The organism is Anaerovibrio lipolyticus DSM 3074 (assembly GCF_900141865.1).
Taxonomy (GTDB): Bacteria; Bacillota; Negativicutes; order Selenomonadales; family Selenomonadaceae; genus Anaerovibrio; species Anaerovibrio lipolyticus.
In genome coordinates this window covers 1-19,651 of the sequence record NZ_FQYW01000019.1, presented here as the reverse complement: position 1 = coordinate 19,651, position 19,651 = coordinate 1, and the positions used below count along the sequence as shown (strand labels likewise).

Genomic DNA, 19,651 nt, shown 5'->3' with positions numbered 1-19,651 from the left:
CACTGTTATGAGCTTCGATGATAATGAAAAGCTGACCTGTTCATTCTGTGGCAAGACAGAGGATTTAGTTCGTAAATTGGTGGCAGGTCCTGGCGTATATATTTGTGATGAGTGTATCGAGCTTTGTCAGGAGATTGTTTCTGAAGAAAACGCAGCTTCGGTTCCCGAGGAACTCAGATCACTGCCTAAACCAAAGGAAATCAAGGCTATTTTGGATGAATACGTAATCGGTCAGGAAGAGGCCAAGAAAACCTTGGCAGTGGCTGTTTATAATCATTACAAGCGCATTAACTCCGGTGAGATTTTTGATGTGGATGTGGAGTTGCAGAAATCCAATATCCTTATGATTGGTCCTACTGGTAGTGGTAAAACCCTGTTGGCCCAGACTTTGGCAAAGATTTTGCAGGTTCCTTTTGCTGTTGCTGATGCAACTACTCTCACTGAAGCAGGATATGTGGGTGAGGATGTCGAAAATATCCTTTTAAAGCTGATACAGGCAGCGGATTTTGATATTGCCAAGGCTGAACGGGGTATTATCTATATTGATGAGATTGATAAGATTTCCCGTAAGGGCGAGAATGTTTCCATCACCCGTGATGTTTCTGGTGAGGGCGTTCAACAGGCCCTTTTGAAGATTCTTGAAGGAACGGTTGCTTCTGTACCGCCTCAGGGTGGTCGCAAGCATCCACATCAGGAGCTTCTGCAGATTGATACCACTAATATTCTCTTTATTTGTGGTGGCGCGTTTGCTGGTATCGAAAAAATAATAAACAAGCGTCGTGGTAACAAGAACATGGGCTTTGGCGCCAAGGTTACTTCCAAGGAAAAAGGAGAAATCGGCGAGGTTCTGAAGCACATTGTACCTGATGATTTGATGAAGAGTGGACTTATTCCGGAATTTATCGGCCGCCTTCCAGTGGTGGTTACTTTGGATTCTCTGGATGAGGATGCCCTTATAGAGATTCTTACAAAGCCAAAGAATGCATTGGTTAAACAGTTTAAGGCACTTCTTGATTTGGATGATGTGAGTCTTTCCTTTGATGATGATGCATTGCGCTCCATCGCCAAGGAGGCCCTGAAGCGTAAGACTGGTGCCCGTGGTCTTCGTTCCATACTTGAAGGAATTATGAAGAACGTCATGTACGAAATTCCATCTCTTGAGGGCGTTACCAAGTGTCAGGTTACCAAGGCCGTGGTGGAGGACAAGGTTGATCCTATCCTGAGCTACGATAAGACACGGCTTTCTGCTAATAGTGAAGCTTCCGCCTAAGGGTGAGTTACTATAGACGTTGCTTGCGCAGCGTCTATATTTTTTTAGATGTGCACCAGGAGGTGTTTTATTTGAAAAATGAATTGAGAAGATTACCATTGCTGCCACTTAGAGGCATGATGGTATTTCCATATATGATGGTTCATCTGGACGCAGGCCGCGAGCAGTCTGTGGCTGCCCTGGAGCAGGCCATGCTTGATGATAAGGTTATAATGCTGACAGCTCAAAAGGATGCAGATATTGAAAAGCCTGGCTTTGAAGATTTGTACTCTGTGGGTACTGTGGCTGAAATAAAGCATTTGGTGAAGATGCCAGGTGGTACTGTAAGGGTACTGGTGGAAGGCCTCTATCGCGCCCAAATAGTGAATTGCTACGATGATGGTGAATTCATTGATGTGGATGTCCACGAATATGAGGATGTTACTGAGCAGAGCCTTGAAATGGAGGCTTTGGTTCGTGTAGTTGTTCATGAATTTGAGCAGTGGGTAAAGACATCCCGTAAGATTCCCGCTGATGCCATAGTTTCCGTTTCCATTATTTCTGATGCTGGCCGTCTGGCAGATATGATAGCAGGTCATTTGAATCTGAAGCTGGAGGAGCGTCAGGAGCTCTTGGAGTGCATTGATATAAAGACCCGTTTAGAGCGTCTTTATGGTGTGCTGAAGCGTGAGCGGGAAATTTTGGATATTGAGAAGAAGGTTAGTGGCCGTGTCCGCAAGCAGATTGAAAAGGTTCAGAAGGAATATTATCTTCGTGAGAAGGTTAAGGCTATCCATAATGAGCTGGGGGACAAGGACGGCGTTCAGGGGGATATTGAAGGCTACCGCAAGCGTATGCGTGCTGAGAAGTATCCAGAGGACGTGGTAAAGACTGTAAATAAGGAAATTACCCGTCTGGAGCGTGCCGGAAATATGTCCCAGGAGGCCAGTGTTATTACCACTTACATTGAGACATTGCTGGACATGCCGTGGAACAAAACCACTGAGGATAATAAGGATATCAAAAAGGCCGCAGAGGTTCTGGATAAGGACCACTATGGACTGGAGAAGGTAAAGGAGCGTGTTCTGGAGTATTTGGCTGTACGACAGCTTACCTCCGGGCAGAATGCGCCTATTATGTGTCTTGTGGGTCCTCCAGGTGTTGGCAAAACATCCCTGGCCAGCTCTGTTGCCCGGGCGCTTGGCAGAAAATTTGTAAGAGCATCTTTGGGTGGCGTTCGAGATGAGGCTGAAATCAGAGGACATCGTCGTACTTATGTGGGGGCTATGCCGGGACGTATTTTGGCTGCCCTGAAAAAGAGCGGCACCAAAAATCCGGTATTCCTTTTGGATGAGGTCGACAAGATGGCGGCTGATTACAAGGGTGATCCGACTTCAGCTTTGCTGGAGGTTCTGGATCCTGCCCAGAACAATACATTCAGCGATCACTATGTGGAGCTGCCATTTGATTTGTCTCAGGTTCTGTGGATTGTCACTGCCAATAATCTTGCTGAAATTCCTGGTCCTCTTCGTGACCGCATAGAAATTATTACCCTTTCCTCCTACACCGAGCAGGAGAAGCTGGAGATAGCTAAACGCTATCTGGTGCCTAGACAGCATGTGGCCAACGGACTTACCTCCAAGAATTTGCGTATTGGTGCTGGAGTGATTCAGCGTCTTATAACGGATTATACCCGTGAGGCCGGAGTCCGTGAGCTGGAAAGAGTTATTGGCCAGCTTTGTCGTAAGGTGGCCAAGAAGCTGGTGGAGGGTGAAGTTGACTCCGTAAAGGTGACCACCAAGAATTTGGTGGATATTTTAGGTAAGATTAAATATCACCACACCAAGGAAAAGCATAAGCCGGAAATTGGTCTTTGCATCGGTATGGCCTGGACCCAGGTAGGGGGAGATATTCTTCCTACAGAGGTTAATGTATTCCCTGGCAAGGGTCACCTTATTTTGACTGGTAAGCTGGGAGACGTAATGAAGGAATCTGCCCAGGCAGCCCTGTCATACATCCGCAGCCGTCAGAAGAAGCTGAAGCTGTCTCCTAAGTTCTATGAGGAGAATGACATACATATCCATTTCCCTGAGGGAGCTGTGCCAAAGGATGGCCCATCTGCTGGTATTACCATGGCTACAGCTATGGTTTCTGCTCTTACCGGCAGAAAGGTGCGCAGTGATGTGGCCATGACAGGTGAGATTACTATCCGTGGTCGCGTATTGGCTATTGGCGGCTTGAAGGAAAAGGTGCTGGCTGCATATCGCGAGGGTATAAAGACCATTATCCTTCCTGAGGATAATCGCCGTGATATTGAGGAAATCCCTGAGAATGTCCGTGAGAAGCTGGAGTTTATACCAGTTGATCATGTGGACAAGGTACTGGAAAATGCCCTTTTGAAGTGAGGTAGCTATGGCGGAAAAGGTTATTATTACCCAAGGCAAATATCTGGCCTCAGCAGTTAAGCCGGAGCAGTATCCGGAGATTCACCGCAAGGAAATCGTGTTTATTGGACGCTCAAATGTGGGCAAGTCTTCACTGATAAATTCCCTCACCAGAGTTAATCAGCTGGCCAGGGTTTCCAGTCAGCCGGGCAAAACCCAGACCATAAATTTCTATGAAATTGGTGCCAAGATTGATGATGACCCAGGGCGGAAGGATTTTTATCTGGTGGATTTGCCTGGATATGGCTATGCAAAAACCGGTGCCCAGCGCCGTAAAATATGGAGCAGGTTCATTAATGAGTATTTGTTGGGCTCTGAGGATTTGCAGTTTGTATGTCAGCTTATTGATAGCCGCCATGAGCCTATGGCTTCTGATGTGGAAATGTTTCATTGGTTGGTGGAGCACAATTTGCCGGTTTTGGTGATTGCCACCAAGGTGGATAAGCTCAGTAAAAATGCTGTGGCGAAAAACATTTCCCAGATTAAGCGTTCATTGGGGGTGCCTGAGCTGGATGTGCTTCCTTATTCATCTGTAAAGAATGTGGGCCGTGAAGAGCTGTTGAATGTTATTGCGGACTGCCTATTGGAAAATGATGAGGTAAATGAGTAAGAAAAAGTGAATAGGCTTCACATTTTCTTGACTGTTAAACATAGTATTTGATAGAATAATAGAGGCTCCTTTGCTTGAGGGCAAAGGAGCTTTTTAGTTTTTGGGCGTATAAGGAGAGAATATGGAGCTAACAGCATTTGATAAAGAGCTTCTGAATATATTGCAGGGCGGCGTGCAGTTTGTACCAAAGCCCTATGAGGCCATGGCAAAGCAGCTGGGGGTATCTGAGGATAGAGTGATTTCCAGACTGCAGGAGCTGAAAAAAGATGGTTTTATCCGTAAGGTGGGAGCCTTCTTCAATTCCGATAAACTGGGCTACAGCGGTACCCTGGTGGCGGTCAAAATTGAACCAGATCATGTGGCAGATGTGGCAGCCAAAATAAATGAATATCCTGAGATAACCCATAATTATCAACGAAGCTGCGGCTATGGACTGTGGTTTACTGTCATTACCAACAGCGATGACCGAAGAAAACAAATCTTGTCGGAGATTAGGTCATTGCCAGGGGTTATATCACTTTTGGACCTGTATTCCCAAAAGAAATACAAGATAAATGTGCAGTTTAAATTAAAGTGAGGCCGGTTATGAATTTTACGGAAACGGACAAGAAAATAATACGGGCTTTGCAGAGTGATTTTCCTATATGCTCGGAGCCTTATAAAGTAATAGCTGAGGATATTGGTATTTCTCAGGAGGAGCTGTTGCAGCGCTTGGAGGATATGAAAAAAGAGGGAATCCTTAGAAAAATGGGGGCTGTGCTCCGCCATGTGGAGGTGGGGTTTAAAGCCAACGCCCTGGTGGTGTGGGTTGTACCTCCTGAAAAAATGGATGAGGTTGCGGCCAAAATGTGTGCCCATAGTGAGGTTACCCATTGCTATGACCGTAATACCGCACCGGACTGGCCATATAACTTCTATACCATGATTCACATGGACAGCAAGGAAAGCTGCATTGAGTTTGCCAGAGAGCTGTCCAAGGAGACAGGCATAGATCAGTATGAGCTTCAGTTTACGGAGCGGGAATGGAAGAAAACCAGTATGCAATACTTTATGGAGTAAACAAAAGGTGTAAAGTCAGTACACAAAACTGGCCTTACACCTATTTTTATTGTATAATTGTAAAGTAATTGTGCTTATTTAAATGATTTTTATATATGAAATGGGGGATTGGAATGATTTCAGAAAAGAGCTATGTATTGGGCACAAAGAAGTCCACTATCAGAACGATTTTTGAATTTGGCCGTAAGCGGGCGGCAGAGGTCGGTGAGGAAAATGTCTTCGATTTTTCCATTGGCAATCCGAATGTTCCTGCTCCGGAAAAGGTGAAGGAAGCCATTATAGATATTCTTAACGAGGTGGATTCTGTGGCTCTCCACGGCTATACCGTGGCTCCAGGCGATCCACAGGTAAGAGAAACAATCGCCAGAAGCATAAATCGTCGTTTTGGTACCAGCTTTACCGGAAAGAATCTCTTTATGACTGCCGGTGCAGCTGCGGCTATCACAATTTGCTTTAAGGCACTGACTGAGGATGATGTACATAATGAATTTATCACCTTTGCCCCATATTTTCCTGAGTACAAATGCTTTGTGGAGGCAATGGGCTCTGAGCTGAAGGTGGTGCCTGCTAATACTGCGGATTTCCAGATTCAGTTTGACAAATTTAAGGAGATGCTTACCCCTGATACCAAGGCTGTGATAGTGAACTCTCCGAATAACCCAAGCGGTGTGGTATATTCTGAGGATACAATAAAGAAGCTGGCTGAGATTCTCAGCGAGAAGGAAAAGGAATTTGGTCACCCTATATTTATAATCTCCGATGAGCCATATCGTGAGCTGGTTTATGGCGGTATTACGGTGCCATATATTCCAAAATACTATAAGAATACTTTGGTATGCTACTCCTGGAGTAAGTCCCTGTCCTTGCCAGGAGAGCGTATTGGCTATATAGTGGTGCCTGATGAGGTGGCGGATTTTGAAAGGGTTTACGGCGGCATAGCTGGAGCTGCCAGAGTTCTTACCCATGTAAATGCCTCATCACTGTTTCAGCGGGTGGTGGCCCGTTGTGTGGATGAGCCATCAAACATTGCCGCTTATGAGAGGAACGGAAATCTTCTCTATAATGGACTCGTTGAGGCGGGCTTCACCTGTCAGAAGCCTCAGGGGGCGTTCTATCTTTTCCCAAAGGCTTTGGAGGATGATGATTATGCCTTCTGCGAGCGGGCCAAGAAATACGATTTGTTATTGGTTCCTGGCTCTGATTTCGGTTGTCCGGGCTATTTCCGGGCTGCATATTGTATAAAGCAGGAAACAATCGAAAAATCTATCCCTGCCTTTAAAAAACTGGCAGCAGAATATGGCAAGTAATGTCATGGATTTATGTTTTTGACTTTTAATGACGATAAGCTGGTATAGGATTTAAGTAAGCTAAGGAAGGCACCGGATGTTGCATAATATGCAAAAGGAAGGTGAGCTCATGTCGTTAAGAACCAGTAACACCACTAATGTGGAGGGGGTTAAGGCTGTGTCGGAAGTGTCGAAAAAGACAGCCAGCACCCCGGAGGAATTCCAATCAATTTTATGCGAAAAGATTGGTTCCATTCAGGATACTCTTGAGGAAATGAGGGCCCAAAGGGAAGCAATCAATACAGTAAAGGCTGAAGGTATGGTTACCGAAGTGGTCCGCCGCTACATGCCTGATGGCAGTATCATGATTACCCAATATGTAGGCGGTAAGATTAAGGATCGTTATAGGAAACCACCTCATTTGGAGCTGGTGCCGGATCCAAATTCTCCGGTTCCCAAGTCGGAGGATGGCAGGTCTCTTACAGCTCAGCAGAATATGGTAATGAAGCCAAAGTATAGCTTGGCGGAAGACCTGTTTAATATGTTGTAAAAATTAATGGCTAACGTAAAAATACGTTAGCCATTATGTTTTTTAAAAAAATACAAAAATAAATGCAGGATTTATAGCTATGACATAGAATAAAAGATGATGAAGGGTGAAGTGTAAAAAGAGTCGGTTCACCTTCATGCCAGTGCAGGGGAGATTTATGTGGATGTAAAGCTTTCCTGCACCTATTTTGGGTAGAGAAAGAGAGGTAGTCCGGAAATGAAGAAAGTGCTTATGCTGGCTGGGGATTTTGCCGAGGATTATGAGGTAATGGTTCCGTTTCAGGCGCTAGGTGTAGCAGGGGTTCAGGTTGATGTGGTTTGTCCAGGCAAAAAGAGTGGTGAAGCTATCAAAACAGCTATTCATGACTTTGAAGGCGATCAGACCTATTCTGAGAAGCCAGGTCATCTGTTTATTCTGAACGCCACCTTTGATGACGTCTCCGCTGAGGATTATGATGGTCTGTATCTGACTGGCGGACGGGCACCGGAATATATCCGTTTGGACCCAAAGGTAATCAGTATTACCAAGTATTTTATGAATAACAATAAACCAGTGGCAGCTATTTGCCATGGGATTCAGGTACTCACTGCCGCTGATGTGGTGAAGGGGCGCACCTTGACAGCTTATCCTGCCGTAGGCCCTGATGTGACCATGGCTGGTGGAAATTTCCAAAATGTTGATGTAGACAAAGCAGTTGTGGATGGCAATTTGGTAACTTCTCCTGCATGGCCTGGAAATACAGCAATTTGCAAGGAGTTCTTAAAGATATTGGGATAAATATCTGATGGTACTTGTTTGGTACAGTAAATTCTGGTCCGTTTGACAAAAGTCAGGCGGACCTTTTCTTATGGGGTTAATGGTTTGCCTCGAAATCATAAAGGTAGTAAAATTACCTTTGTAAATGATATATAGAAACAATACAATGGGAAGGTTGGTTCATAGTTCAATGAAAAAGATAGTGATTGCCACCAAAAATAAGGGAAAGGTCAGAGAAATGCAGAATGCCTTTATAGATTTACCAGTGGAGCTGGTTTCTTTGGCTGAGATAGATGGTGAAATTCCAGATGCAGTGGAAGACGGGGATACCTTTAAGGAAAATTCTTTGAAAAAGGCCAGACATTATCAGAAAATGACTGGTATGGCCTGCCTGGCGGATGATTCTGGTTTGGAGGTTGATGCTTTAGGGGGAGCTCCTGGAGTTTATTCTGCCCGTTATTCCGGTGAGAATGCTGATGATACCTCCAATAATGCCAAGCTGGTGGCAGAGCTGAAAAGGCTGGGCTTGACCAGCTCTCCGGCAGACTATCAGTGTGCTTTGACCTTTGCCGATACTGATGGAAATATTTTGCAGGCCCAGGGCTTCTGTGGTGGTGAAATTAGGTTAGAGGCAAAGGGAAATGGCGGTTTTGGTTATGACCCATATTTTTATGTGGGGGATAAGTCCATGGCGGAGCTGACTTTGGAGGAAAAGCAGGCCATCAGTCATCGTGGAGAGGCCTTGCGGAAAATGGCAGTGCTGTTAAAGGAGTATTTGCAATGAGAGTAGGTGTAATGAGTGACAGCCATGGCAACACCATGGCTGTAGACAGGGCTATAGAGCTGGCAGGGGAAGTGGATTGCTGGCTTCATGCAGGAGATCTTATTGAAGATGCTGAATATCTGGCCATGGTGACGGATAAGAAGGTTATTAATGTGGCTGGAAACTGTGATTGGCCAAGCTCTGGAACTGATGATGAGATCTTGGTAGAGATTGGCTCCCATAAGATTTTTCTGACCCATGGACATATTTATGGGGTAAAGCGGGATATTTCACTGCTTCGCCAGGCGGCTGTCAGTAAGGGAGCAGATATTGCCGTATATGGTCATACCCATGTGGCGGTGATAGATGATGGTGAGGATTGTTTGGTGATAAATCCCGGTAGTGTATCCCATCCCAGAGACGGAAAGGCCCAGTCCTTTATGGTGCTGAATATAGAAGGGGACAGGGTAAAGGTGGAGCATTTCCACCTGTGATTTAATCCGTGCTACAGGTGATATTTACTGCCTTATTTTTTGACTATGATTACACTTTTTCGTCAATGCCGATGATACGACCGTCCAACACCTTTACCAGTCCCCGGTCAGTGAGCTTTAACTCAGGAATTACTGGAAGGCTAAGGAAGGCCAGGGTAAGGAACGGGTCATATTCTCTGTCCACACCCAGACTGAATGCCAGCTTTTCCATTTTTTCCGCTTGCTTTGCAGCATCGGTGGCGGATTTATCTGTCATCAGGCCACCAACTGGCAGAGGGAGTATTTCTTCAACTTTACCATCTACTGCTATGGCAATACCACCGCCACAGCTTTCCAGACTCCTGGAGGCAATAAGCATATCCTCGTCGTTGGTGCCGATTACAATAAGGTTATGGCTGTCGTGTCCAATGGTTTGGGCAATGGCTCCTTTTTTTAATCCGAAGCCCTTTACCAGTCCAATACCCCGTTTGCCGGTGTTATGATGGCGTTCAAATACGGCCAGCTTAAGTATGTCTTCATCCGGGGAAGCAGTTGCCATTCCATCCTTTACAGGCAACTCTTGCCAAAGGTGATGGGTAAGCAGCTGTTTAGGAATAAGACCAATTACGTTGGCCATATTTCCCTTTATTGGCAGGGCAAATTGTTCAAGACTTAATTCAGGAAGATTTACAGATTTACTCAAACGGGTTGGCACTGGAGGAATTTCAATGGTATCCCAGATTTCCTTTATACATTTGCCATCTTTGGCTACCAATTTGCCACCTGTATAAACCTCATCTGGCTGCCAGTTCTCCAAATCTGGGAATATCAGCAAATCTGCTCTGCGGCCAGGAGCAATTACACCAGTGTCGCGAATACCAAAATAGGTCGCAGGATTTACTGTGGCCATTTGCAGGGCTTGCCATACGGGGAGTCCCAGCTTAATAGCTTCGCGTACCATAGCATTTACGCCACCTTCATTCATCAGGTCACCTGGGTGACGGTCATCGGCACAGAAGCAGCAAAAACGGCTGTTATGGTCGTTGATTACAGGGAGCAGTGCCTCCAAATTGTGGGCGGCAGAGCCTTCCCTTATCATGAGATACATACCTGCAGCCAAACGATCTTCCGCTTCCTCCACAGTTACACATTCATGGTCTGAGTCCACACCGGCAGCGGCATATCCCATAAGCTCCTTGCCCTTCAGCATAGGGGCGTGGCCATCCACAAAGTGGTGGGGTCCAATCATATTCAGCTTATCCCAGACAGTTTTAGACTCGTTGAGTACACCGGGAACATCCATCAGCTCACCTAACCCCAGAACGCGACTATCTTTTAGGAAAGGTCTTAATACCTTGGCATTAAGAACAGCTCCCGCATCCTCAAGTGGAGTGGCAGGGACACAGGATGGCAGCATGAATTTTATTTGTAAAGGAAGATCTTCGGAAGCATCCAGCATATATTGAATACCAGTTTCTCCACCCACATTGGCAATTTCGTGGGGATCAGCCACTACAGTGGTGGTGCCCATGGGAACTACAGCTTGGGCAAACCCAAAGGGAGTCAGCATAGAGCTTTCAATATGAACGTGAGAATCAATAAAACCGGGAGTAATGTACCTCCCCTGAAGGTCAATTTCCTTCTCTCCTACATATTGGCCAAGGCCGGCAATATACCCATCCTGCACCGCAATATCAGTTTTTATAAACTTGCCGGTAAAACCAGCGAATACATGAGCATTTTTTAGTACAAGCTGGGCCTTTACTTTTCCGGCACCTACCTGCATAAGCCTCTTTTTATCCATGTTTATCTCCTGCAATAATATAAATTTTACCAGTTTTCGGTATCGTCAAAGCTGGCTTTCATGCCATCAACATACAAATTCAGATTTTCCTGCTGACTTTCTGTAAGATAGCTGCTGTCGGAAAGGTACCAGTCAATCAGCTTCCAGTTTCCCTTGTCAGTGGTGGCAATAACAGCTGTAAAGTTGATATTTTTAGGTAAATCCTTGAAATACTTGTGGGCATCCATAAATGTAACATGTCTGGAGTCCCAAGCATTGTTCTTGATGGCCCAGGCAATCTGTCCAGCGGTATAATAAGCCCTGTCCTCACCACGGGTCATGATGGTTTTATCTTCTAATGCGCGTTCAAATTCCAGCTTGGTCACATCAAATTGTGGGGGAGCGAAAACACTCCAGTAGTCACCATTTTTGTCTGCCACCAGCAGCTGATTGGTGTTGATATCATCATTTGTAAAACCCACACGGTTTTGGGAGGTATTTAAAATAAAGCTGTAGAGGTCATATAAAGAAGCTTCACTGGCTTCTGCAGCGAAATCATCTTGCATTATTGTCTGCATGCGCTGGCGGGACATAAGAACGCCACCAACACTGAAGGTGGGTACATTATCCAACAGATTCACAGCAAATTTTTCTGCTCGTATATTATCCTGTGGTACTTTTTCATTGTAGTACCAGCGGGAGGCTTCTTTTGCATATTCGGCAGCCAGACAGCTTGTAGCATAAATATCATAATCCTTGTATGATTTTGGAGTATATGTGCCAGGCTCCAGTGCCATTTTCACATTAATAAAGCCCTGGGTAAGAGCTATATTTCCTGCTGAAATAGTGAAAATCCCCTTGCCAACGCTTTCAGGATGTTTTTTATCTATTATATATACTTTTCTTAGGCCATCGTCATGCTTTTTGATGGCTTTTTTTAATAGGTCGGGGTTGTTTTTTATAAGCGGTGCCTGAATATTGTCAGTAATAAAGGCACTTTCTTCCATGTCAGGATATCTTTTTTTGAGAACCTTTAAATCCCTTTCAGCATTGTTAAGTTCTTCTCTGGATGTAGGGATATGCTTGTATTCATTGGCAGCTACCTGAGCTGTCACACAGCAAAAAGAAATAAGTGCGGCCATTATTGCGCACGTAACAAGAATTTTTTGGGTGCTAATTATATTCATTATGATACACTTTCCTTCATTTGAGTAAAATATCAAGGATAAGTATATTACCTGACATGGCTCTGCGTCAAACAATATCAATTTTGATGTATAAATCGCATAAAAATGTACTTTTTGTATAAAACGGGGACGAAACACCTAAGCCAAGAAAATTAAGCAAAAAAATTTTTATAATTAATTGCTGTGTTTGGGATACATAATAGCAATAATAAATTTTTGGATGAAATATTGAATAAAATATAGGTTAATGATATCATAAAGATGATAGGTTAAAAAATAATAGGAAAGGAAGATATAAAGAAAATGGGTATTAAACAAAAGTTTTTCATGCTTTCTGGTATAGCAGGTGTAATAATGGCCGTTGTATCTATTATTGGTTATTTTACAGCATCTACCTCACTGGAAAAGACTATGGAAGAAGAGATTATAGCTGAAATAGGAAGACAGTCAGCTCAGGCTGACGCTTGGCTTAATGCCAAGGGGCAAGTAGTTATATCTGGTGCTAATGTGTTTAAACAGATTCCGGCTGATAGTACAGATATAATGAAGCGTCATGAATTGGTAGGGCAAATTGCCGATGATAAGGAAGTCCTTGATGATATTCATGCAATGGATGACGGATTTGCTATGGCATGGCATGACGGGGACTTAACTGGACAGGGAGAATGGACTAAGCGTCCATGGTATGTAGATGCAAAAAAGGCAGGTCACATTATTTATACTGATCCATACAAGGACGTCAGTAGTGGAAGTATGGTTGTGACTATTGCCGTTCCTTATGATCGTAAGGGTGCTGTCGGTGGCGTATTTAGTGAAGATGTTAAGATAGATACCTTGGCTGAGCAGGCTAAGGCCATTAAATTCCGCGGCGAGGGCAAGGGCATGTTGATAAACCCTGAGAGTGGTATTATTATTGCCTCTGCCAATGAAGAAGAAAACCTGTCTAAAACAGATGATAATCCGATTCTTAAGGCCTTTGCCACCGAGATTAAAAATAATGATAAAGGCTTTTTTGTAACTGACGCTGGTGGCGAAGAGAAGGTAGTTGCTTATGCTACTATTCCTACTTCTGGCTGGAAGGCAGTAGTATCAGCTCCAACCAGCTTCGTATTTAGTCAGCTTCGCACTATGAAAATAGTTTATGGTATTCTTACTATAGTTGGTATTTTATTGATAGTATTTGCTTGCTTGAAATTCTCTACTCGTATTGTCAGGGTCGTAGAGCGTTTGGCTGACCGTGTAAATGATATGTCCAACGGTGTACTGGATCAGCGTCCGCTTTATGTGGATTCTGAGGATGAGCTGGGACAGCTTTCCGGTGATGTGAACCGCATGAATGAAAATTTAAAGAAGCTTATTGGTGGTGTCAAGAAATCTGCTGAATTATTGGCTGCTTCCAGTGAAGAATTGACGGCCAGTGCCCATCAGGCAGCCCAGGCGGCTACCAACGTGGCAGAAACAGTTACTGAGGTAGCAGAGGGCATGGAAAAGCAGCTGGTAAATGTTGATGGCACCAGAAATAACGTAGATAATGTATCTGTAGATATTGATAACATGACTGCTGAGGCCCAGGAGGTTGCAGCAGATACTGCAGAAACAGCCAATGCAGCTCGTCAGGGCGAGGCATTGATGAAGCATGCTACTGAGCGTATGCAGGGAATTGAGAAATCTGTTCGACAGCTGGAGGGCGTTGTCCAGAAGCTGGGTGATAATTCCCAGCAGATAGGCCAGATAGTTGAAACCATTGCCAGCATTGCTGATCAGACAAATCTGCTGGCTCTTAATGCGGCAATTGAAGCAGCCCGTGCGGGCGATGCTGGACGTGGCTTCTCCGTTGTTGCCGAGGAAGTAAGAAAGCTGGCTGAACAGTCTTCAGCAGCTGCGGAGGAAATAAAGGAGCGTATAGGTTCCGTCCAGAATGATACGACAGCGGCTGTTACTGCTATGCAACAGGGCTCTGTTGAGGTTCAGCAGGGTGCTGAGGCTGTGCAGGGTGTAGGCGTTCAGTTTACCAAGATTATGGAAATGGTGACAAGCATTGAGCAGAAGATGCACTCTATCAGTAAGTCAGCTGCTACCGTTGCTTCTGGAACCAGAAGTATAGTAGAGGCTGTTAATAATATTGATGATGTAAGTCGCACTACCAGTGACCATACGCAGACAATTTCTGCAGCTGCTGAGGAACAGTCAGCATCCTCCGAGGAAATTGCTTCTGCCTCCCAGGCATTGGCATCTCTGGCAACTGACCTTTCTCAGGAAACCGGCAAGTTTAAAATTTAACTTTTAAATGCAATCCGCATCCATTCATAGTGGGTGCGGATTTTTTGTGCTTGTCGAGGGAGTGTAAGCAGTTAAAGCAGAAGGATTTTTCAAATAATATGTCGAAGTAAAAACTGGATTATGTCGATATGTTTATTTACGGATAAAGGAAGGAGGTTCTTTTTATGCAAAGAAAAGTCGTTACGTTGTTGTTGGGGATGGTGTTGCTGCTTTACAGCATCGGGGCACAGGCGGCAGTTCCACCATCAGGTTTGCCTCATTCTCAGGCCACTATCTCCATGATGAAATATCTGAATGATGATCCTGAGCTGATGAGGCTGATGGAAAAATCCATCGCAAAGGCCCGTGTAATTAATCCGGACCACAACACCAATCCGATTCAAAGTGTGGATGAATTATATACATTTTTGGATTGGGCCGTGACCTGTATGCCGTGGAATGTGCTTTCGGATGCCTCTTATCCTACACTATATAGCCATATAGATCAGAGCGTTGATTATTTCTGGTTTATAGTGGATCAGCCACTGGAGGAGCTGGAGAACAAGGGATATTACTATCCTTCCCTTCAGTACCATGAGCCTATAGCTACCTGGTGCCGGGAGTATTCCCAGGAATGGGGTAAATTCCTCTCCACAAAGGAGAGCTGGAATGACAGCTATTATCAGAGAATAAAGCAGGATCCTTCCATGAATATGCAGTATGGTTGGTATGCAGATCATAATGTATGGAACAGCTTTAACGACTGGTTTGCCCGCCATTTGGTAGATCCATCTGTTCGTCCGATTGCGGATAGCCAGGTGGTTGCTCCGGCAGATTCCACCCCGCAGGGGATTTGGCAGATAGACGAAACAGGTAATCTTATACAAAAAGAAGGGGTTGCCATTAAGTCCGCTAACTTTACATCTATCCCTCAATTGCTGGGACCTGGCTCCGCTTATGGCGATGCATTTAAGGGTGGTACCTTAACCCATACTTTCCTTGATGTAAATGACTATCATCGGTATCATTTCCCTGTTAGCGGAAAAATTGTTGAGCTACGCAAAATCCCGGGAACTAACGCTGCCGGCGGAGTTACCGAATGGGATCCAAAGCTGTCCCGCTATCGTTTGATTGATGACATTCCAGGGTGGCAAATGATTGAGACCCGTGATTGCGTTGTTATTGATACAGATGAGTACGGTCTTGTGGCTGTTTTGCCTATTGGAATGTCTCAGATCTGTTCCTGCAATTGGGAAGAAAATCTGGCTGTGGGGGATGTTGTCAAGAAGGGGGATCCTATGGGGTATTTTCTCTTTGGTGGCAGCGATATTGTTATGGTATTCCAATCCTGTGTGGATGTTAGCCTCACCTGCCCACAGAAAGAATCAGGGGATGGGTATAAGCATGTTCTGATGGGTGAGTCTTATGCTTCACTCGTTCCATCAAAGCATTGAAGTGTTTGTTTATGATACTGAAAAGGACCTATGGGGTCTCTACACTACATAACTTTCCCATGGGTCTTTTCTTTTTAATATTAATAAGAAAACAAAATAAATAAAATTGCATAATATTATTAGATAAAGTGTAATATAATTAATAATATTATGCAGAGGTGGTAATTGTGTTTGCAAAATGTTGTGGGGCTACTACTTTGGGGGTGGATGGCCAGATAATAGATGTTGAAGTGGATGTGGCCAATGGCCTTCCGGGAGTGGAGATGATTGGGCTGCCAGATACCATGGTGCGGGAGGTAAAGGAACGGGTAAGGACTGCGGTAAAAAACTCTGGTATAAAAGTGATGCCACAGAAAGTGACAATAAATCTGGCTCCAGCCGGCATAAGAAAGGATAGTCCTGGCCTTGATTTGCCTATTGCCATGGCTATGATGGCTGCTTATGGCATAATAACCCAGGAAAGTATAGAAGGAAATTTGTTTTCTGGGGAGCTTTCACTTGAAGGCCAGGTTAGAGGCGTTGCTGGAATTTTGCCTATGGCCATAAAAACAAAGGAAATGGGATTTAAAGGCTTTTTTGTGGCTGGGGAGAATGTGAATGAGGCCCTGCTGGTGGATGGATTAGCAGTTTATCGGGTGGAAACGCTGCAGGGGTTAATTGATTACCTAAACGGGAAGGCGGTCTGGGAACAATCAATACCTACGGAGGATGAACAGGAAGCAAAAGAGGAAGTAGAGGAGGATTTTGCTGATGTTCAGGGCCAGTTTGTAGCCAAACGTGCCTTTGAGATAGCTGCAGCAGGGGGACACAACATTTTGCTTGTGGGGAGTCCCGGAGCGGGAAAGCTATCACACCCCCATAGACTGTCTAATTTTTAAAATATGCTAAAAGCTTAGTAAAATAAGGTCTTCTGGACGACAGGAAGATAAAATGGCCGATAAAAATGAATTAGACACTTTTTGAAAGGATTTCTGACAAGTCCTAGAGGAAATTGTTAAACTTCAGCATGAGATTCAGTGTCTTCCTCGCCTCCTGAAGTTCTTGTTGTAGTCTTACAACTTCTTTATGATTATCGATTGATTCATGGTCGCTCTTTTTAAGAGTATCATCTGCATGTATCTGATTAAGCTTTTCTATCCTTAGCCATTTATTCAGCGTACTGTAACCTATAAAGGATACTCTTGGCGAACGCGTTACATCTCTTGAAAGAAAGATAGCCTTGTTGCAGGAGCAATATGATAATCTTAAAAAATATATAGAAAAATAATAAGAAACACCCTTTGGCTTATAATAATTAAGCCAAGGGGTGTTTCCTTACAATTCGCTTTATAAGTCTCCTTAACAGATGCTAGCTACACTCCATATATTCCTTTTCAGACTAGGAGGCAACTTTTGGATATTAGTGTCTAAAAACGAAACTATTATGTGAGTTGCTTGCTATTATTAAATGTTTAATTTGCATTATATTTCTGACCTATGGAAACAATACAGGCCAGGCCTGCCATCATAGCAGCATCAGATAACTTAATGGACTGTTGGGCCATTTCAAAATCGGTTTGACTTTGATTCTGAATATAACGCGCCATATACATTATAAACGCATCCCGCTGATCCAATGCTTTCCCTATACTTTCTTTTCCTTTTTGTAATTTGTCTCTATCGTCACTATCGAAGGAGGCTGGCGCAGATATAGCACTCAAATTGTTTTTTGCCGTAGCAATAGCATCTTTTTCAGCGGCCATTTTGTTAATCATTCCTACAAAATCGCCAGCAGCAGCAACATCTTTTCTAGCTTGCATGGCATCGTCCGCCGGTTGCAAGGCCCCCATTACTTGATTATACAGTATTTTATAATCAGCAGCTGTTTGTTTTTTTCCTTCAGCTGCCTTCTTTTCTGCACTATTTACATCAGTTTTTTTATTAACTTCTTGCTCTTGGGTTACATTAGTACTGGTTGCTTGCTTTGAATGATTATCTTTTGGCATAAACACTCCAATGAGGAAAAGTACAGCAAATACACCGCAGATTACTTTCCATTTTGAATGTCTTTCCCTATTTACATAGCACAGAATAATCCCAATAGGTGTTAGAAATATTAAACATACCCACATAAACCAACTTTTTTGCCAGAATTTCAAGTCTTCTTGCTTATTGGGTTCATTATTCCAACCATTTGGACTATTTGTGTTCTGTTGGTAAGTATTAGAAATTGGTTGATTATTTGATGGTACAGATTGAGGGGCATTTGGCACTGGAGTATCAACATTTGCCCCACAGTTAGAACAAAACTTAGTTCCATCAGGTAAATTCGCTCCACATTTTGGACAAAACATTTTTTCCACCTCTTTTAATCATAAAATATAAAACGACCAATAACCTTATACTTGTGTATTTCTAGATAAGCAATTTTTTTCCTGCTATAAAGTGAAAGTTTTTTCTATGTTAGCCATAGAAATAAAAACGCTCTGGATTTTATAAAATCCGGGGCTTGTTTTTTATCTTAATCGTGTTTACGGTAACTTAAAAGCACCTTTGATAATATAATCTCTGCCTCACAAGCTCCAAGTAAATTCATGTTATGGATTACAAACCTTACATGGACGATAACCAGCATCTACAGCTTCTTGGCGTGAACCTATTGGTATAAAATTACTTGTTTTTTTTATGGTACGACAACTTGCATAATGAAAAATCATTGAACGTGGATTAGCAAGATAATTTGCAGCCATAGCCGGTGCAGCCATAGCAATTAATACTGCTATTAGTGTTGCAATACTGAGTTTCTTCATTGTGATACCTCCTCGTTATTTTAACAATTTATGACGGGCAGACTCTTTCTTTTCGCTACTAATGTTTTCGCCATATTTTTCGTATCAATGGATCCTATATCCTAGTTACATATTCTAGCTAATAATTATTAATTCCTGCTTCCATCAGATATTAATAAACAGATTTTCAAATAATAGGAGACTCACTAACATATTGATTATTTAAAATTAAAAAAAGCTACTCAAATTATGTAATGAATTCAAGTAGCTTGTATCACAACACTATTTCAACATACTATACACTTTTTACCGAAGATAGCATTGTATCATAGCGAGGAATGATAGGGAATTACTCAGTGATGTTTAAAACATTATTTGAATTTTTAGGCTAGCGAAATCTTCCATTGTCCAGGCACTTATACAGAAGAAGGCAACCGTCTCCATACCATAACAAAGATTTTATAGGCTTAGCTTAGATATGAACTTATATATTTCGTTTGAATAAAAGTTATTACTTTCTTCGTTAAATGAAAAGCCTTTCGTGGAATATAAAGTAATAAACTTCCAATAAAGCCACCTTATCGGAAGGCATAAAAATTCATCCCCCGGAAATAGCATTACTGCTGCTTTCGGGGGAGTTGTTATTTTTAGGGAAATTTAGGATTGGGCGGCTACAGTGAATAGCTTCCTGTATAATTCAAAGTGTAGACAACAGATAAGTCAAACTTAACAAAAAGAGATACCTCAGCTAAACTGTCATTACTGACCCTGAGAAGTTAGTAATAAACAGAAAAGAGAGGTATCTACAAAATGAAGTCTACACAAAACAAGAAGATCGAGCAAGTAAAAGAAACATCTATGATCGTCGGCATCGATGTCGGCAGTGAAAAACACTACTTCAGGGCTTTCAACTGGAGGGGGATCGAATTCACCAGAAAGCCTATCCCGTTCTCCAATTCTATGGCGGGATTTGACATGTTTCATTCGGCTGTGGCAGAGCTGATGGAAAA

At 43.3% G+C, this 19,651-nt stretch carries 17 protein-coding genes and 1 pseudogene; 14 read left to right on the top strand and 4 right to left on the bottom strand.

Annotation, left to right across the window (positions count from 1 at the left end; genetic code table 11):
• Positions 1-7 precede the first annotated feature (7 nt).
• The 10 genes from clpX to B6K08_RS10680 all read left to right on the top strand — a co-directional run bounded on the left by clpX (position 8) and on the right by B6K08_RS10680 (position 9,211).
• Positions 8-1,270 (top strand): ATP-dependent Clp protease ATP-binding subunit ClpX, encoded by a 1,263-nt coding sequence (gene clpX / locus B6K08_RS10725; RefSeq protein WP_039209131.1) that lies wholly within the window; start codon positions 8-10, stop codon positions 1,268-1,270.
• A gap of 71 nt (positions 1,271-1,341) precedes the next feature.
• Entirely contained in the window at positions 1,342-3,654 is a 2,313-nt protein-coding gene (gene lon / locus B6K08_RS10720) for an endopeptidase La (protein WP_080326108.1), read from the top strand.
• Positions 3,655-3,661: 7 nt separating this feature from the next.
• Positions 3,662-4,303 (top strand): ribosome biogenesis GTP-binding protein YihA/YsxC, encoded by a 642-nt coding sequence (yihA, locus tag B6K08_RS10715; protein ID WP_039209124.1) that lies wholly within the window; start codon positions 3,662-3,664, stop codon positions 4,301-4,303.
• Positions 4,304-4,424: 121 nt separating this feature from the next.
• Positions 4,425-4,880, top strand: a complete 456-nt coding sequence (gene ahbA, locus B6K08_RS10710) for a siroheme decarboxylase subunit alpha (protein ID WP_039209121.1) — start codon at positions 4,425-4,427, stop codon at positions 4,878-4,880.
• Between the two features lie 8 nt (positions 4,881-4,888).
• Entirely contained in the window at positions 4,889-5,362 is a 474-nt protein-coding gene (gene ahbB / locus B6K08_RS10705) for a siroheme decarboxylase subunit beta (RefSeq protein ID WP_037329705.1), read from the top strand.
• Between the two features lie 113 nt (positions 5,363-5,475).
• A complete protein-coding gene (locus B6K08_RS10700; protein WP_039209118.1) occupies positions 5,476-6,669 on the top strand; it encodes a pyridoxal phosphate-dependent aminotransferase in 1,194 nt (397 codons plus the stop codon).
• Positions 6,670-6,745: 76 nt separating this feature from the next.
• The gene (locus tag B6K08_RS10695; protein WP_080326107.1) at positions 6,746-7,198 is read left to right on the top strand and encodes a hypothetical protein; all 453 of its coding nucleotides are present in this window, start codon (positions 6,746-6,748) and stop codon (positions 7,196-7,198) included.
• A gap of 216 nt (positions 7,199-7,414) precedes the next feature.
• The gene (locus B6K08_RS10690) at positions 7,415-7,975 is read left to right on the top strand and encodes a DJ-1/PfpI family protein (RefSeq protein WP_027396472.1); all 561 of its coding nucleotides are present in this window, start codon (positions 7,415-7,417) and stop codon (positions 7,973-7,975) included.
• A gap of 169 nt (positions 7,976-8,144) precedes the next feature.
• On the top strand, positions 8,145-8,738 hold the full coding sequence (gene rdgB / locus B6K08_RS10685; protein WP_039209108.1) for an RdgB/HAM1 family non-canonical purine NTP pyrophosphatase: 594 nt from the start codon (positions 8,145-8,147) through the stop codon (positions 8,736-8,738).
• The gene (locus tag B6K08_RS10680) at positions 8,735-9,211 is read left to right on the top strand and encodes a metallophosphoesterase (protein WP_039209105.1); all 477 of its coding nucleotides are present in this window, start codon (positions 8,735-8,737) and stop codon (positions 9,209-9,211) included. The genes rdgB and B6K08_RS10680 overlap by 4 nt, the downstream gene beginning before the upstream one ends.
• A 49-nt stretch (positions 9,212-9,260) precedes the next feature.
• Here the strand turns inward: B6K08_RS10680 and ade are convergent, their stop codons facing one another.
• Both ade and B6K08_RS10670 read right to left on the bottom strand, forming a co-directional pair.
• A complete protein-coding gene (gene ade / locus B6K08_RS10675) occupies positions 9,261-10,994 on the bottom strand; it encodes an adenine deaminase (RefSeq protein WP_080326106.1) in 1,734 nt (577 codons plus the stop codon).
• A 26-nt stretch (positions 10,995-11,020) separates the two neighbouring features.
• On the bottom strand, positions 11,021-12,088 hold the full coding sequence (locus B6K08_RS10670; protein WP_159446769.1) for a hypothetical protein: 1,068 nt from the start codon (positions 12,086-12,088) through the stop codon (positions 11,021-11,023).
• Positions 12,089-12,463: 375 nt separating this feature from the next.
• On the opposite strand from B6K08_RS10670, the gene B6K08_RS10665 reads away from it, so the two are divergent.
• The 3 genes from B6K08_RS10665 (at position 12,464) to B6K08_RS10655 (ending at position 16,751) form a co-directional block, all read left to right on the top strand.
• Positions 12,464-14,440, top strand: a complete 1,977-nt coding sequence (locus B6K08_RS10665; protein WP_080326105.1) for a methyl-accepting chemotaxis protein — start codon at positions 12,464-12,466, stop codon at positions 14,438-14,440.
• A 164-nt stretch (positions 14,441-14,604) separates the two neighbouring features.
• A complete protein-coding gene (locus tag B6K08_RS10660; protein WP_039212202.1) occupies positions 14,605-15,873 on the top strand; it encodes a phosphatidylserine decarboxylase in 1,269 nt (422 codons plus the stop codon).
• Positions 15,874-16,040: 167 nt separating this feature from the next.
• Positions 16,041-16,751, top strand: coding sequence for a magnesium chelatase domain-containing protein (locus B6K08_RS10655; RefSeq protein ID WP_052212616.1), 711 nt, complete (start codon positions 16,041-16,043; stop codon positions 16,749-16,751).
• A gap of 573 nt (positions 16,752-17,324) precedes the next feature.
• On the opposite strand, the gene B6K08_RS10650 is transcribed toward B6K08_RS10655, so the two are convergent.
• Together B6K08_RS10650 and B6K08_RS10645 are read right to left on the bottom strand one after the other, a co-directional pair.
• Positions 17,325-18,206 (bottom strand): zinc ribbon domain-containing protein, encoded by an 882-nt coding sequence (locus B6K08_RS10650; protein ID WP_039209095.1) that lies wholly within the window; start codon positions 18,204-18,206, stop codon positions 17,325-17,327.
• A gap of 243 nt (positions 18,207-18,449) precedes the next feature.
• Entirely contained in the window at positions 18,450-18,662 is a 213-nt protein-coding gene (locus B6K08_RS10645; RefSeq protein ID WP_039209093.1) for an Ada metal-binding domain-containing protein, read from the bottom strand.
• 789 nt (positions 18,663-19,451) lie between these two features.
• On the opposite strand from B6K08_RS10645, the pseudogene B6K08_RS10640 reads away from it, so the two are divergent.
• Positions 19,452-19,651: pseudogene (locus B6K08_RS10640) on the top strand (hypothetical protein); the annotation flags it as partial.

Excerpts from the sequence above, each read along its gene's own strand:
- clpX (WP_039209131.1), top strand. The coding sequence starts at position 8 with ATGAGCTTCGATGATAATGAAAAGCTGACCTGTTCATTCTGTGGCAAG.
- yihA (WP_039209124.1), top strand. The coding sequence starts at position 3,662 with ATGGCGGAAAAGGTTATTATTACCCAAGGCAAATATCTGGCCTCAGCA.
- ahbA (WP_039209121.1), top strand. The coding sequence starts at position 4,425 with ATGGAGCTAACAGCATTTGATAAAGAGCTTCTGAATATATTGCAGGGC.
- ahbB (WP_037329705.1), top strand. The coding sequence starts at position 4,889 with ATGAATTTTACGGAAACGGACAAGAAAATAATACGGGCTTTGCAGAGT.
- B6K08_RS10700 (WP_039209118.1), top strand. The coding sequence starts at position 5,476 with ATGATTTCAGAAAAGAGCTATGTATTGGGCACAAAGAAGTCCACTATC.
- B6K08_RS10695 (WP_080326107.1), top strand. The coding sequence starts at position 6,746 with ATGTTGCATAATATGCAAAAGGAAGGTGAGCTCATGTCGTTAAGAACC.
- B6K08_RS10690 (WP_027396472.1), top strand. The coding sequence starts at position 7,415 with ATGAAGAAAGTGCTTATGCTGGCTGGGGATTTTGCCGAGGATTATGAG.
- rdgB (WP_039209108.1), top strand. The coding sequence starts at position 8,145 with ATGAAAAAGATAGTGATTGCCACCAAAAATAAGGGAAAGGTCAGAGAA.
- B6K08_RS10680 (WP_039209105.1), top strand. The coding sequence starts at position 8,735 with ATGAGAGTAGGTGTAATGAGTGACAGCCATGGCAACACCATGGCTGTA.
- ade (WP_080326106.1), bottom strand. The coding sequence starts at position 10,994 with ATGGATAAAAAGAGGCTTATGCAGGTAGGTGCCGGAAAAGTAAAGGCC.
- B6K08_RS10665 (WP_080326105.1), top strand. The coding sequence starts at position 12,464 with ATGGGTATTAAACAAAAGTTTTTCATGCTTTCTGGTATAGCAGGTGTA.
- B6K08_RS10660 (WP_039212202.1), top strand. The coding sequence starts at position 14,605 with ATGCAAAGAAAAGTCGTTACGTTGTTGTTGGGGATGGTGTTGCTGCTT.
- B6K08_RS10650 (WP_039209095.1), bottom strand. The coding sequence starts at position 18,206 with ATGTTTTGTCCAAAATGTGGAGCGAATTTACCTGATGGAACTAAGTTT.
- B6K08_RS10645 (WP_039209093.1), bottom strand. The coding sequence starts at position 18,662 with ATGAAGAAACTCAGTATTGCAACACTAATAGCAGTATTAATTGCTATG.